General features: G+C 65.0%; 11 protein-coding genes. 10 read left to right on the top strand and 1 reads right to left on the bottom strand.

Annotation, left to right across the window (positions count from 1 at the left end; translation table 11 throughout):
- The first annotated feature begins 38 nt into the window (after positions 1 to 38).
- The 9 genes from CV023_RS03740 (at position 39) to CV023_RS03700 (ending at position 11682) form a co-directional block, all read left to right on the top strand.
- Positions 39 to 1817, top strand: a complete 1779-nt coding sequence (locus CV023_RS03740; RefSeq protein ID WP_230744109.1) for a hypothetical protein — start codon at positions 39 to 41, stop codon at positions 1815 to 1817.
- 9 nt (positions 1818 to 1826) lie between these two features.
- On the top strand, positions 1827 to 2987 hold the full coding sequence (coaE, locus tag CV023_RS03735) for a dephospho-CoA kinase (RefSeq protein WP_230744108.1): 1161 nt from the start codon (positions 1827 to 1829) through the stop codon (positions 2985 to 2987).
- A gap of 193 nt (positions 2988 to 3180) precedes the next feature.
- Complete coding sequence (locus CV023_RS03730; protein WP_230744107.1) at positions 3181 to 4407, top strand: branched-chain amino acid ABC transporter substrate-binding protein; 1227 nt, start codon at positions 3181 to 3183, stop codon at positions 4405 to 4407.
- Between the two features lie 81 nt (positions 4408 to 4488).
- Complete coding sequence (locus CV023_RS03725) at positions 4489 to 5466, top strand: branched-chain amino acid ABC transporter permease (protein WP_230744106.1); 978 nt, start codon at positions 4489 to 4491, stop codon at positions 5464 to 5466.
- 92 nt (positions 5467 to 5558) lie between these two features.
- A complete protein-coding gene (locus tag CV023_RS03720; protein ID WP_442859922.1) occupies positions 5559 to 6653 on the top strand; it encodes a branched-chain amino acid ABC transporter permease in 1095 nt (364 codons plus the stop codon).
- Positions 6650 to 7489 carry an ABC transporter ATP-binding protein gene (locus tag CV023_RS03715; RefSeq protein WP_230744104.1) on the top strand — a complete coding sequence of 280 codons (840 nt, stop codon included), beginning with the start codon at positions 6650 to 6652 and terminating at the stop codon, positions 7487 to 7489. Before CV023_RS03720 ends, CV023_RS03715 begins: the two co-directional genes overlap by 4 nt.
- Entirely contained in the window at positions 7476 to 8183 is a 708-nt protein-coding gene (locus tag CV023_RS03710) for an ABC transporter ATP-binding protein (protein WP_230744103.1), read from the top strand. The genes CV023_RS03715 and CV023_RS03710 overlap by 14 nt, the downstream gene beginning before the upstream one ends.
- A gap of 101 nt (positions 8184 to 8284) precedes the next feature.
- Positions 8285 to 10417, top strand: coding sequence for an excinuclease ABC subunit UvrB (gene uvrB, locus CV023_RS03705; RefSeq protein ID WP_230744102.1), 2133 nt, complete (start codon positions 8285 to 8287; stop codon positions 10415 to 10417).
- A gap of 200 nt (positions 10418 to 10617) precedes the next feature.
- Positions 10618 to 11682: a TerC/Alx family metal homeostasis membrane protein gene (locus CV023_RS03700; protein ID WP_230744101.1), complete on the top strand. Its 1065-nt coding sequence runs from the start codon at positions 10618 to 10620 to the stop codon at positions 11680 to 11682.
- Between the two features lie 137 nt (positions 11683 to 11819).
- Here CV023_RS03700 and CV023_RS03695 read toward each other — a convergent pair whose 3' ends face one another.
- Complete coding sequence (locus CV023_RS03695; protein WP_230744100.1) at positions 11820 to 12110, bottom strand: YciI family protein; 291 nt, start codon at positions 12108 to 12110, stop codon at positions 11820 to 11822.
- Between the two features lie 68 nt (positions 12111 to 12178).
- Between CV023_RS03695 and CV023_RS03690 the strand changes: the two genes are divergently transcribed.
- A complete protein-coding gene (locus tag CV023_RS03690) occupies positions 12179 to 14671 on the top strand; it encodes a DEAD/DEAH box helicase (RefSeq protein ID WP_230744099.1) in 2493 nt (830 codons plus the stop codon).
- Positions 14672 to 14692 lie beyond the last annotated feature (21 nt).

Here is a 14692-nt window from a genome sequence, read left to right as displayed (position 1 = left end):
CTCACGAGGGCTCCCGGTCGATTGGCCGGGAGCCCTTTGTGTATGCCCTCACGCTGCGCTCACGCCTGCGCCCCTGGCTGTGGTACGCACTTCTGCTGATCCTGCTGAGCATCACCGTCTTCGGTGAGGTCGCCGCCGACCCCGGCGGGCGCGTCGTCGCCGAGAACGACGATTCCTCCCTCTTCATCTGGTGGCTCGGGCATGCCGCGCACGTGCTCACCGGCGCCGAGGACGGCCTCCTCCGCACCGAGGCGATGAACGCCCTCGGCGGGGGAGTCAACGGCGCCTGGAACACCTCCCTGGCCGGCATCGCGATCCTGCTGGCCCCGATCACCCTGCTGGCCGGGCCGATCGTCAGCTACAACCTGCTGATCATCTCCATCCCGGTGCTCGTCAGCCTCGCCACCGCGGTCCTGTTCACCCGGTTCCTGTCCCGTCTGCCCGCCTTCATCGCCGCCGGCGGCGTCGGGTTCTCCAGCTACGTCATCGCCCAGCTCTCCGGCCACCCCAATCTCGCCTTCGCCATCGCGCCCCCGCTCGTGGCGGTCGCGATCCTCGAACTCCTCTCCGGAAACGGTATCCGCGATCGTCGGTTCTGGTCGGTCAGCCTCGGACTAGGCGCGCTCCTCGGATTTCAGTTCTACGTCTCCACCGAGGTGCTTGCCGGCACCTTCATCGCCGTCCTCTGCCTGTTCCTCGCCATCGCCTTACTCGGTCGGTCGCTGACCTCAGCTGCCGGGTGGCTGCGGCTGCTGCTGGGAGGAACGGTCGCCTCGGCGCTGGCTCTCCTGTTCGCATTGCCGCTGCTGGTGACGATGACCGGGCCGAACGCCCCGAGCGGAGCGATCCGACCTCACGGCGTGTGGAACACCGACCTGCTCGATCCGATCATTCCCGCCGTCCCGACCTTGCTCGGGAACGGAGAGTCCCCGCTGCCGCGGATCATGGACATCGACGGCGCCGAGCTCGGCGCCTATGTCGGCGTCCCCGCCCTGCTCGCGGCCGTGATCATCCTTTTCTGCCTGGGCCGGAACAGTAGGTATGCCACGACGCTGGCCATCGCCTCGGCGACGGGGATCCTCGTCTTCGCGCTGTCCCTGGGCTCGCCCGTCCTCCTCAACGGACGAGAGCTGCTGCCGACCGGACCCTTCGCCCTCGTCGAAGCCATCCCGGTGCTCAACAACATCCTGCCGATGCGCCTCGTCCTCCACTCGACGATCGCCCTGTTCGCGATCCTCGGCATCGGCCTCGAATGGGCCCTCGCCCACCGCCGCCGACGCACCGGACAGGGGCTGCTCACTCTCCTCCTCGTCTCCGCACTCTGTGTTATCCCCGGAGTGCAGAGCTCACGTGAGGTCACCGTGCCTGAGTTCTACACCCAGTCTCTGCCCGAGGTGATCCCCGCGGGCTCCGTCGTCAAAACCTTCCCCCGGCCGCTGGCCTGGGCCGAACCCCATGCCGACGAGGCCATGGTCTGGCAGTCCGTTGCTGACTTCTCCTATCGGGAGACCGGCGGCTACTTCATCGGATCGAGCCCGGACTCAGCAGTGACCTATGCCGCACCCGAGGACGCGCTCGACCGGCTGCTCCACGACAACGTGTTCTCCGGGACTCCGCTGCCCGATCCCACCGGCGCCGCGGTGAGCGCCGCCGTCGACGAGCTGGCAGCCGAAGGCGTGGACTTCGTCGTCCTCGCCGAGGACGCTCCGCTGCTGCCGGGCGGTCAGGGTGCGTACGCCGACTTCCTCGACGTCGCCCTCGGTACGCCCGACTTCGCCGACGAGGAGGTTCGGGTCTACCGCCTCGCCGACCGATAGACTTCCACCATGCTGCGAATCGGACTGACCGGAGGGATCGGCGCGGGCAAATCGACCGTGTCGAAGATGCTCGTCGACAACGGCGCCGTGCTCATCGACGCCGATCGGATCGCCCGCGAGGTCGTCGCACCGGGCGAACCCCTGCTCGCCGAACTCGCCGAGGCCTTCGGACCCGGCGTCCTCGCCGCGGACGGAGGTCTCGACCGTGCCGGCCTCGCGACCGCCGCCTTCGTCGACGCCGAGCACACGAACCGTCTCAATGGACTCATGCACCCCGCGATCCGTGAGCGCACCGCCGAGCACTTCGCCCGGCACGCCGACGCCGAGGTGGTCGTCCACGATGTTCCCCTGCTCGTCGAGAACCGGATGACGCCCTCCTACCACCTCAACCTCCTCGTCGATGTGCCCGCACGGGTCCGTCTGGACAGGCTCGTCGAGACCAGAGGCATGGATCGGGCCGATGCCGAGTCGCGGATCTCCCGGCAGGCCACCGATGACGAACGGCGGGCCGCCTGCGATGTGCTCATCGACAACTCGGGCACGATCGAAGACACGCGGGAGTCGGTCGCAGACCTCCTGGAGAATCGGATCCGTCCCTTCGCAGACAACCTCCGGGCAGAGCGCCGCGCACCCCGCGGCAGCGTGGAACTCATCGACCCGGGTCAGGGCGACTGGCCGGCCGAAGCCGACCGCATCATCGCCAAGCTGCGCCAGGGCACCGAGGATGCCTACATGGTCGAGCACATCGGCTCGACCGCAGTCCCGAACCTGCCGGCCAAGAACGTCATCGACCTCCAGCTGCTCGTCCCCGACCTGGCGACTGCGGAGACTCTCGCCCCCGTGCTGGCACGGCTCGGGTACCCGGGCAGCCCGCTGGAGGACGACCTCGGCGAAGACCGGCTGGAGGGCAAGTACTTCCATGCCAACGCGGATCCGGGGCGGGCAGTGAACCTCCACGTTCGGACCGAGGACTCCTCCGGTGCCCGGTTCGCCCGGGCGCTGCGGGATCTGCTGCGCGACGACGAAAGCGAACGGTGCCGCTACGCCCGCCTCAAGGACGATCTTGCCCGGACTCACGCCGCAGACGCCGGAACCGCCGACTATGCGGTGGCGAAGGAGCCGTACTTCCTGCAGATGAGGCGTCGTCTCGTCCCCGAGAGCTTCGCCTGAGCTGGAACGGCGAAAGGGTACCAAAAATGCAATAACTCTTGTGCTGAAAAGTGGCTACCATCACAGATGTTATGAACTTGTGATGTGTTGAAGTGAGCCACCTCACATCCGAGGCATACTATTTCATCTTGTACGAATGAGAGAGGCCGGCGATGGCGCCGCGACCTCGGAGTAGAAGGTACAAGTGAATCAGATGAAACGAACCAGCGGGCTCACCGTCGCGGCACTCTCCGTCGCCGCGCTTCTGGCCATGAGCGGCTGCGCCAACCAGGGATCCGCCGGCGGGGGAGGCGAGGAAGGCTCTTCCGACCGCGTCGAACTCCCTGTCCAGGAGAAGCTGGACGTCCCCGAGGATGTCGTCAAGGCCGCCGGCGACGGCAAGGCCAAATGCGACTCGAAGACGACCATCGCCTATGTCGGCGCGATGACCGGCCCCAACGCGCAGCTGGGCATCAACATCTACAACGGCTCACAGACCGCAATCGATGAGCACAACGCGGCGAACCCCGACTGCCAGGTGACATTCAAGAAGATCGACACCGAAGGCGATCCCGCCAAGGCGACCGGCCCCTCGGCGCAGGCGACGAAGGAAGACAACATCATCGGTGTGGTCGGACTTCCGTTCTCCGGTGAGTCGAAGGCCACCGGCGGCATCTTCGAAGACGCCGGCCTCGTCCACATCTCCCCGGCGGCCACGAACCCCGATCTCTCGACGAACGGCTGGAAGACCTTCTTCCGGGGCCTGGGCAACGACACGGTCCAGGGCCCGGCATTGGTCAAGCTCGTCGAGAAGCTCGAAGCCGAGAAGACCTGCCTCATCGAGGACGACTCCGACTACGGCATGGGTCTGGCGAAGGTCGTCAAGGAGAAGATGGGCGACAAGCTCGAATGCGAGGACGCGGTGACCACCGGCCAGAAGGACTTCGCGCCCACGATCCAGAAGATCATGGATTCGAAGGCCGACACGGTCATCTACTCCGGCTACTTCGCCGAAGGCGCACCGCTGGACAACCAGCTGGTCAATAAGGGCTTCGACGGCTACTTCATCGGACCCGACGGGGTCAAGGACACCGCCTTCGTCAAGCAGGCCGGAGACGCGGCCAACAACGCCTACTACACCTGCACCTGCGTGCCGGGCGATCTCATTCCGGAGTTCGCCGAGGCCTTCGAGAAGGTCTCGGGCGGTGACGCACCCGGAACCTACTCGGTCGAAGGCTACGACACCATGACGATCTTCCTCTCGGGCATCGACAAGGGCATCACCGACCGGAAGAAGATGACCGAGTATGTCCGTGACTACAACGGAGTCGGCTACGGCAAGACCTACAAGTGGGACGACACGGGAGAACTCGAGGACAAGGCCGTGTACGGCTACAAGACCGAGGGCGACGGCATCGTCTCCGTCGGACTCATCGAGTAGCCACGCGCCTCCACAGTCACATCTCGAAGCCCTCCGGGGTCACCGGAGGGCTTCGAGACGTTCAGTTCAGAAAGAGAACCCATGTCCAGTGATTGGATTTCGTTCGATTTCGGGGCCCTCATCGACAGCTTCTGGGCCACGACCTTCGACGGACTCACTCTGGGAGCGATCTACGCTCTCGTCGCACTCGGGTACACCCTCGTCTACGGTGTGCTCAACCTCATCAACTTCGCCCACTCGGAAGTCTTCATCGCCGGAGCCTTCGCCGTGGTCTTCTTCCTCAGCGCCCTGGGCTTCGGTCCCTCGGCACCGACGCTGCCGATCGGGATGCTCATCCTCGATCTTGTGCTCGCGGGGATCATCGCGATGGTGGTCTCCGGAGGGACGGCGGTTCTCGTCGAGAGGATCGCCTACAAACCGCTGCGTAACCGCGGCGCCTCGCGCCTGGCCTTCCTCATCTCCGCGATCGGCATGTCCTTCGTGCTCCAGTACATCTTCTACGAATGGCGCGGAGCCACCGCCGAACCCGCGGTGACGATGTTCCGACCGAAGCCGATCTTCGAGGTCTTCGGATCGATCATCGACTCCCAGCAGCTGACGATCTTCATCGCCGCAGTGGTGATGATGGTCTGCGTCGACCAGATCGTGCAGCGGACGAAGCTCGGCCGCGGCATCCGCGCGGTCGCCCAGGACCCGGACACCGCCACCCTGATGGGTGTGAACAAGGAGCGGATCATCGTGGCCACCTTCGCGATCGGCGGATTCCTCGCCGGCGCCGCCGCGCTCTTCTACGTCATGCGGGTGCCCTCGGGAGTCTTCTACATGGGCGGCTTCATCCTCGGCATCAAAGCCTTCACCGCCGCAGTGCTCGGCGGTATCGGCAATGTCAGAGGCGCCCTCCTGGGAGGGCTGCTGGTCGGACTCATCGGCAACTACGGGGCGACCATCCTCGGCGATTCGCAGTGGACGGACGTCGTCATCTTCATCGTCCTCATCCTCGTGCTGATGATCCGACCCAACGGAATACTCGGAAGCAACCTCGGGGAGGCGAGAGTCTGATGTCAGCTCACAGTCCTTTGAGCTCCGTCGGCGCCAAACAGGCAGAAGCCTACGGCAAGCTGGGCCACCAGCGGCCCAACTGGTACCTGCGGATGAAGTCCTGGTGGAACGATCGCTCCCGCTGGCAGCAGTGGCTGATCCTGCTCATCGTCGTCGTCCTCGCCTATCTGCTGCCGGTGATCAACCCGCCCCTGATCACCACCGAACCGTCGAACGACTTCGCGATCTCGTGCTTCAACATGGCCCTCTACGGCCTGGTCGCGCTCGGTCTCAACGTCGTCGTCGGTCAGGCGGGTCTGCTCGACCTCGGCTACATCGGCTTCTTCGCCGTCGGCGCCTACACGGCCTCACTGTGGACCTCGCCGGATTCGCCGCTTGTGCACATCCCGTACCTGTGGACCCTGCCGTTGGCGATGATCGTCACCGTGGTCTTCGGCATCGCACTCGGAATCCCCACGCTGCGCCTGCGCGGGGACTACCTGGCGATCGTCACTCTCGGATTCGGCGAGATCATCCGCCTGCTGGCGACGATCGTTCCCGTCCTCAAGGGCAACACCGGATTCCAGAACGTCGGTCGGCCCCCGGGCGAGATCGACGGGGCGCCGATCTTCTCCGCCTCGAACGGTCTGCCCTGGTACTGGTTCACCGTCACCTTCATCGTCATCGTGATGATCCTGTTGGGCAATCTCGAACGCTCCCGCGTCGGCCGCGCCTGGTTCGCCATCCGCGAGGACGAGGACGCCGCCGAGATCATGGGTGTGCCGACGTTCCGGTTCAAGCTCGCGGCCTTCGGCACCGGAGCCGCCCTGGGCGGGCTCTCGGGTGCGCTGCTGGCCGGGCAGGTCGGATTCGTCAACAACCAGAAATTCGATGTGCCGACCTCGATCCTGTTCCTCGCCGCCGTCATCCTCGGCGGGCAGGGCAACAAGCTCGGCGTCGTCATCGGCGGAGCCATCGTCGCCTATGTGCCGCTGCGCTTCACGGCGCTGGGCGGGTGGAAGTTCCTCATCTTCGGCATCGTCCTAGTGCTGCTGATGATCTTCCGTTCGCAGGGCCTCTTCGGCAAGAAGCCTAAGCTGCTGACCTACACCGCCCGGATCCGGCGGAAGGTCAAGAAGGAAGGACCCCCGGGAGACGACGAGGGAACCCCGCCGAAGACCGCACCACGCCGAGGAGGCGCAGCATGAACGCAGAAGCGAACCTCACCGAGGTGGCTCCCGAGAGGGAGATCGCCGTCGCCGAGGGCGACACCCTGGTCAAGGTCAAGGACCTCAGCGTCGTCTTCGGCGGTCTGACCGCGCTGGACTCGGTGTCCTTCGACATCCGACGCGGGGAGATCCTCGGTCTCATCGGACCGAACGGGGCGGGGAAGACCACCTGCTTCAACGCCATGACTGGCGTCTACCGCCCGTCGCAGGGCAGCGTGACCCTCGAGGGAAACTCCCTGCTGGGTCTGAAGAAGCATCGGATCACCCGCCTCGGGCTGGCCAGAACCTTCCAGAACATCCGTCTCTTCGGTGAGATGACGGCTCTGGAGAACGTCGCCGTCGGGCTCGACGCCCGACACAAGTCGGGCATGATCTCGGCGATGTTCAGGACGCCTCGCCACTATCGTGAGGAGAAGCAGATCATCACTCGCGGAATGGAGCTGCTCGAATTCGTGGGCATCGCCGACCGCGCCTTCGACAAGTCGAAGGACCTGCCCTACGGCTATCAGCGCAGACTCGAGATCGCCCGCGCCCTGGCCACCGATCCGAAGCTGCTGTGCCTCGACGAGCCGGCCGCCGGGTTCAACCCGGTGGAGAAGGAGGAGCTGATGGAGCTCATCCGCACGGTCAGGGACGAAGGCTACACGGTGCTCATCATCGAACACGATATGAAGCTCGTCATGGGGGTCACAGATCGGATCGTGGTCCTCGAATTCGGCAAGAAGATCGCCGACGCCGTACCGGCGGCGATCCGTGAGGACCCGGCGGTCATCGCCGCCTACCTCGGACAGGAGGAACCCGATGGCACTGCTTGAGATCAAGGATCTTGAGGTCCGCTACGGACGCATCAAGGCCGTCGAGGAGATCTCCGTCGACGTCGATGCCAGTGAGATCGTCGTTCTCATCGGCGCCAACGGGGCAGGGAAGACGACGACGATGCGCGCCGTATCCGGCCTGCTCGCCGCCCGCACCGGGTCGATCACGTTCAAGGGCGAGGACGTCACCCGGCTCAAGGGACACCAGCGAGTCCGCAAGGGCATCTCGCTCGTCCCCGAAGGCCGCGGCATCTTCCCCGGCATGACCGTGCGTGAGAACCTCGACATGGGCACCTACGCCCTGCAGGGCAAGAACCCCGAGTCCGAATACGACCGGGTGTTCGAACTGTTCCCACGGCTGAAGGAGCGGGAGAAGCAGATGGGCGGGACGATGTCCGGCGGCGAGCAGCAGATGCTCGCGATCGGTCGAGCGCTCATGGCCAATCCCGAGGTGCTCCTCCTCGACGAACCGTCGATGGGTCTGGCACCTCAATTCATCCGCCAGATCTTCGCGATCATCCGGGAGATCAACGCCCAGGGGACCACGGTCCTGCTGGTCGAGCAGAATGCGAATCAGGCACTGGCGATCGCCGACCGCGCCTGCGTCCTCGAGGCCGGAAGGCTGACGAAGACGGGAACCGGCCGCGAGCTGCTTGAGGACAGCACGATTCGGGACGTCTACCTCGGCGGCTGAGGCCACGACCGCCCCGGCGGAGGGGACCGGCCGGGACGAGCCCACAAGGGGAACTCGTCCCGGCCGTTCTCTATGTCAGGGGCGGGGGTTAGTGTTGAGCCATGAGCTCAGCACGCCCCCTGCCCGCCATCGGTCACCGACCCGACGTCACCCGCACGGTCGCCCCGTTCGAGGTCGTCTCCGAATACTCGCCGTCGGGAGATCAGCCCACGGCGATCTCCGAGATCTCCGAACGCTTGGAAGCCGGGGAACGCGACATCGTGCTCCTCGGTGCCACGGGCACCGGAAAATCGGCGACCACGGCGTGGCTGATCGAACAGGTGCAGCGGCCCACGCTGATCATGGCACCGAACAAGACGCTGGCCGCGCAGCTGGCCAACGAGTTCCGGCAGCTGCTGCCCAACAACGCCGTCGAGTACTTCGTCTCCTACTACGACTACTACCAGCCCGAGGCCTACGTCCCGCAGACGGACACCTTCATCGAGAAGGACTCCTCGATCAACGACGAGGTCGAACGACTCCGCCACTCGGCGACGAACGCGCTGCTGACCCGGCGGGACGTGGTCGTCGTGTCCACCGTGTCCTGCATCTACGGTCTCGGCACCCCCGAGGAATACGTCGACCGGATGGTCACCCTCCACCGCGGTGACCAGTGTGACCGGGACGAACTGCTCAAACAGTTCGTGACCATGCAGTACGCCCGCAACGACATGGCCTTCACCCGCGGCACCTTCCGAGTGCGCGGGGACACCGTGGAGATCATCCCGCAGTACGAGGAGCTGGCGCTGCGGATCGAGTTCTTCGGCGACGAGATCGAATCCCTGCAGACCCTGCACCCGCTGACCGGGGAGATCGTCCGGGAAGAGGAGACGATCCACGTGTTCCCGGCCAGCCACTACGTCGCCGGCGAGAACCGGATGGCCAGGGCCGTCAGCGAGATCGAGGAGGAGCTGCAGAAGAGACTGAGCGAGTTCGAAGCGCAGAACAAACTCCTCGAAGCGCAGCGACTGAAGATGCGCACCACCTACGACCTCGAGATGATGGAGTCGATGGGCTTCACCTCCGGCATCGAGAACTATTCGCGGCACATCGACGGTCGTGAACCGGGATCGGCCCCGAACTGCCTGCTCGACTACTTCCCGGAGGATTTCCTCCTCGTCGTCGACGAATCCCACGTCACGGTGCCGCAGATCGGCGGCATGTACGAAGGCGATATGTCACGCAAACGCACCCTCGTCGAACACGGATTCCGGCTGCCGAGCGCGATGGACAACCGTCCTCTGAAGTTCGACGAGTTCCGGGAGCGGATCGGGCAGGCCGTCTACCTCTCGGCGACGCCCGGCAATTTCGAGCTGAGCAACGCCAACGGCTACGTGCAGCAGATCATCCGACCCACGGGTCTGGTCGACCCGGAGATCGTCGTCAAACCGACGAAGGGCCAGATCGACGACCTGCTCGACGAGATCCGCAGCCGGGTCGATGCGAACGAACGCGTGCTCGTGACCACGCTGACGAAGAAGATGGCCGAAGACCTTACGGACTATCTGCTCGAACACGATGTGCGCGTGCAGTACCTGCATTCGGATGTCGACACGCTGCGCCGAGTGGAGCTGCTCACGGAGCTGCGCGGCGGCGAGTTCGACGTCCTCGTCGGCATCAACCTGCTGCGCGAGGGTCTCGACCTGCCGGAGGTCTCGCTGGTGGCGATTCTCGACGCCGACAAGGAGGGCTTCCTGCGGTCTTCGACCTCGCTGATCCAGACCATCGGTCGTGCAGCCCGAAATCTGCACGGACAGGTCCACATGTATGCGGACACCATCACCGATTCGATGCGCACCGCGATCGACGAGACCGACCGCAGGCGCGAGATCCAGGTCGCCTACAACACCGAACACGGCATCGACCCGGCGCCGCTGGTGAAGAAGATCGCCGACATCACCGAACGCCTCCAACGTGAGGACGAGGACACCCGGGAGCTGCTCACCGAATTCGACTACGGCAAGGGCAAGCGCGGCTACAACTCCACCCTCAGCGATGAACAGCGAGAGGCAGGCGGCAAGGCGGGTTCACTGCGGCCGCCGGCTGCCGACCTCACCGAGCTGATCGAATCGCTGACCTCGCAGATGCATGCGGCCGCCGCCGAACTGCAGTTCGAGCTGGCCGCCCGGCTCCGCGACGAACTCTCCGACCTCAAGAAGGAGCTGCGGCAGATGAAGGAAGCCGGGCACGCCTGAGAACACCGTCCTGTGAGGGTGCCGTCGGCATCATGACTATACTGGGGTGGCTGACGAAAGGGAGTATCCCGTCCATCCGTGCTCGTCACCACGATCCGCTTGAGGATCCGGGCGCGGAGCGCACGCCGCCGCTGTCACAGTGGTCTTAGCGTGGGAGAGACTTTCGGCACGGGTACAACTCCGTCATCACGAAAGGCATCATGGATATTCTGTCCTCCACCCTCGCCGCCGGCGGCAGCTCCGCTGCGGCGAGCGAATCACCCATTCCCATGTGGTTCATGATCGGCTCGAGCATCGCCGTCGTGGCGATCCTCCTCGTCGATCTCCTCCTCGTCATCAAGCGGCCCCACGTGCCGTCGATGCGCGAGGCCGGCATCTGGGTCGGCTTCTACGTCGCCCTCGCCCTCATCTTCGGCGCTTCGCTGTTCGCCATCGGCGACGCCCAGCACGGCAGCGAGTTCCTCACCGGTTGGCTGCTCGAATACTCCCTGAGCATCGACAACCTGTTCGTGTTCATCATCATCATGGGCAGCTTCTCCGTCCCGCGGAAGTACCAGCAGGAAGTGCTGATGGTGGGCATCATCATCGCCATCATCTTCCGCGGTATCTTCATCCTCGCCGGGGCGGCGATCATCAGCGCCTTCGTCGAGGTCTTCTTCATCTTCGGCATCTTCCTCCTCATCGTCGCCTATCGACAGGCCTTCAGCGAGGAGGACGACGGAGACGGGGAGAACGGTCTGATCCGCTTCCTCCGCAAACGCATCAACGTCGTCGACGAATACCACGGCAACAAGCTCCGGGTCACCCTCGACGACGGCAAGAAGTACTGGACCCCGATGTTCATCGTGTTCATCGCCATCGGCTCCACCGATGTGATGTTCGCGCTCGACTCGATCCCGGCGATCTTCGGCGTAACTCAGAGCGCGTTCCTCGTGTTCACCGCGAACGTGTTCGCGCTGATGGGTCTGCGTCAGCTGTACTTCCTGCTCGGCGGGCTCGTCGACAAGCTCGTCTACCTGCACTACGGAATCGCTGCGATCCTCGCCTTCATCGGCATCAAGCTCTTCATCCACGCTCTCCATGAGTCGAACTGGGAGTTCCTGTCCTGGGGCCACTCGATCCCGGAGGTGCCGACCTGGCTGTCGTTGAGCTTCATCGTCCTCGCCATGGCCGTGGCGACGATCGCCTCGCTGATGAAGATGAAGAAGGACGGCATCTCATTCCGCGAGCTCGGACCCGACGATCAGAAGACCGCAGAGGACTGAGCGACAGCTCTCTGCCGCAGACACAGCTCTCCACCGGAGACGCAGATGCGCGGAAGCCGCACCGAGAAGGAGCGGCTCCCGCGCATCGTTCGCATCGGTCACGGGTCCGACGACGAATTCGGGCCCTTGACCGAAGTTCAGGCCTCGGCGAAGGGCCCGAACACCGGAGTCCATCCGCGGATCGAGACCTCCTCGATGACGCCGATCGAAGCGTAGGGGTCCTCGGCGAGGTGGCTCTCGACCTCCGCGCGATCGGCGGCGGTGAGGATGAGCAGTCCGCCCGGCTGCGGTTCGTCATCGAGAGGACCCGAGGAGAGGATGACGCCGCGCTCGACGAGTTTCGACTGCCAGGCGCGGTGAGCGAGACGGTTGTCCATACGCGTCTGCGTATCGGGTCCGTAGAGATAGGTGACGGCGAAAACTGACATCTGTGTCCTCCGGGTTCGCAATTAGGATTGTCAAGGGATCAGTCTAAACGGAAGGTGAGTGCGACGAGGTGGCTGTGCTGCAGGAGATACCAGCGGAATACGCTGATGAGGACACCGTCTACGAGGCCTTCGGCGAATACTGCGCCGCGATCGGCGTCGAACCCTACCCGGCTCAGGACGAGGCGTTCCTCGACATCCTCGCCGGCGACAACACGATCGTCGCCACCCCCACCGGATCGGGGAAGTCCCTCGTCGCCCTGTTTGCGCTCTACCTCTCGTTCACGCGCGGCATCCGGGCCTACTACACGGCCCCGCTCAAGGCCCTAGTCAGCGAGAAGTTCTTCTCCCTCATCGAGGCATTCGGCGCCGAGAACGTCGGGATGATCACCGGCGACTCCACGGTCAACGGCGATGCCCCCGTGATCTGCGCCACCGCGGAGATCCTGGCCAACCAGTCCCTGCGGGAGGGCGGCACGCTCGACGCCGGGATGGTGGTGATGGACGAATTCCACTACGTCGCCGACCCCTCCCGCGGCTGGGCCTGGCAGGTGCCGCTGCTCGAGATGCCGCAGGCGCAGTTCGTGCTCATGTCCGCGACCCTCGGTGACACCGCGGAGATCTGTCGGACCATGGAGACGACGACCGGCCGCGACAGCTCGGTGGTCAACTCGGCGACCCGACCGGTCCCGCTCGACTACGAATACTCGACCGAAACGCTCTCGGACACCCTGCGCGGCCTGGTCCGCAACGACAAAGCCCCGGTCTACGTCGTCTCCTATTCGCAGAACGGCGCCATCGACCTCGCCACGAACCTGCTTTCCGTCGACCTCGCCACGAAGGAGCAGAAGGCCTCCATCGCCGAGGCGCTCAAGGGGTTCACCTTCGCCAAAGGCTTCGGCCAGAGCCTGCGCAAACTCCTCCTCCACGGCGTCGGCGTCCACCACGCCGGAATGCTACCGAAATACCGGCGGCTGATCGAACAGCTCGCCCTGCGCGGACTGCTGCTCGTCATCTCCGGCACCGACACCCTCGGAGTCGGCATCAACGTGCCGATCCGGACGGTGCTGCTGACGGGCCTGACGAAGTTCGACGGACGCAAGATGCGCAGACTCAGCGTCCGCGAATTCCAGCAGCTGGCCGGACGCGCCGGCAGGGCCGGCTTCGACACCCGCGGCTACGTCGTCGCGCAGGCCCCCGAACACGTCGTCGAGAACCTCCGCGCCGAGGCGAAGGCGGCCAACGACGACAAGAAGAAAAAGAAGAAGGTCAAGAAGAAGGCCGCTCCCGCCGGATTCGTCGGCTGGTCGGAGGAGACCTTCACCAAGCTGATCGAATCCCAGGCCGAATCCCTGCGCCCGCGGATGAAGATCGACCACTCGACGATCCTCAACCTCGTCGCCCGGCCCGGCTCCGATGTGGCGACGATCAGCGCCTTCATCGACAAGACCCACGAAAGCCGGGACCGCCGCCTCGACCTCAAACTCACCGCGCTGAGCATCGGTCGCTCCCTCATCGAGGCAGGCCTCATCGAGGTCCGGGACGACGAACTCATCCCTACCACCGACCTCGGCCCGCAGTTCGCCCTCAACCAGCCGCTGGCCCCGTTCGTCCTCGCCGCCCTCGAACTCCTCGATCCGGAGTCCGAGAGCTACGCCCTCGACGTGGTCTCGATCGTCGAAGCCACCACCTCGGTGCCGCACCAGGTCCTCAAGGGCCAACTCGACCGGATCAAAGGCGACACCGTGGCCGAGCTCAAGGCCGAAGGCGTCGAGTACACCGAGCGGATGGCCGTGCTCGACGAGATCGAAGGCCCCAAACCCCTCGCGGAGATCCTCGAACCGGCGTTCGAGCACTTCGTCGAGGCCCACCCGTGGCTGCGCGGCGGTGCCTTCGAACCCAAGTCCGTGGTCCGCGACATGATCGAGCAGGCCATGGGCTTCACCCAGTTCGTCGGCTACTACTCTCTGGCCCGCGCCGAGGGCAGCCTGCTGCGCTACCTCACCGACGTCTTCCGAGCGCTGACGCACAATGTGCCCGCCGACCGCCGCAGCGAAGAGCTGGCGAACATCATCGAATGGCTGGGGGAGACCATCGCCCGCACCGACTCCTCCCTGCTCGACGAATGGCGGACGCTGCAGGGACTCGACCCGAGCGAGTCCGCCTTCGAGGACCTGCCCGCCCTGGAGAGGAAGTTCTCCGAGAACACGAAGGTCTTCACCGCCGAGGTGCGCAATGCGCTGTTCCACCGGGTGCTCCTGGCCGAACGTGCCGACTACGCCGAGCTCGGCCGCCTCGACGCCGAGTCCGGCTTCGACGCCCGGGCCTGGGAGGACGCGATCGAGGACTTCTACGAGGAATACGGTGATCTGCTCACCGACGCCTCGGCCCGCGGTCGGGAATACATCAGCATCGAAACGGGTTCACGGACATGGAGCGTCAGACAGACCTTGGCGGACCCCGAGGGCAACCGAGACTGGGCCATCGACGCCGAGGTGGACGTGGACGCCAGTGATGAGACCGGAGACATCGTGCTGCGGATCCTGGCCGTCGGAGAGATCTGAGCCCCCTCCCGCAACGAGTGG

The sequence above is a fragment of the Brevibacterium sp. CCUG 69071 genome (assembly GCF_021023135.1).
In the GTDB taxonomy this organism is placed as follows: domain Bacteria; phylum Actinomycetota; class Actinomycetes; order Actinomycetales; family Brevibacteriaceae; genus Brevibacterium.
This window is presented reverse-complemented; position numbering and strand designations above follow the sequence as displayed.

Bases quoted from the DNA above. Each gene is read 5' to 3' on its own strand.
- coaE (WP_230744108.1), top strand. From the start codon at position 1,827: ATGCTGCGAATCGGACTGACCGGAGGGATCGGCGCGGGCAAATCGACC.
- CV023_RS03730 (WP_230744107.1), top strand. From the start codon at position 3,181: ATGAAACGAACCAGCGGGCTCACCGTCGCGGCACTCTCCGTCGCCGCG.
- CV023_RS03725 (WP_230744106.1), top strand. From the start codon at position 4,489: ATGTCCAGTGATTGGATTTCGTTCGATTTCGGGGCCCTCATCGACAGC.
- CV023_RS03720 (WP_442859922.1), top strand. From the start codon at position 5,559: ATGAAGTCCTGGTGGAACGATCGCTCCCGCTGGCAGCAGTGGCTGATC.
- CV023_RS03715 (WP_230744104.1), top strand. From the start codon at position 6,650: ATGAACGCAGAAGCGAACCTCACCGAGGTGGCTCCCGAGAGGGAGATC.
- CV023_RS03710 (WP_230744103.1), top strand. From the start codon at position 7,476: ATGGCACTGCTTGAGATCAAGGATCTTGAGGTCCGCTACGGACGCATC.
- uvrB (WP_230744102.1), top strand. From the start codon at position 8,285: ATGAGCTCAGCACGCCCCCTGCCCGCCATCGGTCACCGACCCGACGTC.
- CV023_RS03700 (WP_230744101.1), top strand. From the start codon at position 10,618: ATGGATATTCTGTCCTCCACCCTCGCCGCCGGCGGCAGCTCCGCTGCG.
- CV023_RS03695 (WP_230744100.1), bottom strand. From the start codon at position 12,110: ATGTCAGTTTTCGCCGTCACCTATCTCTACGGACCCGATACGCAGACG.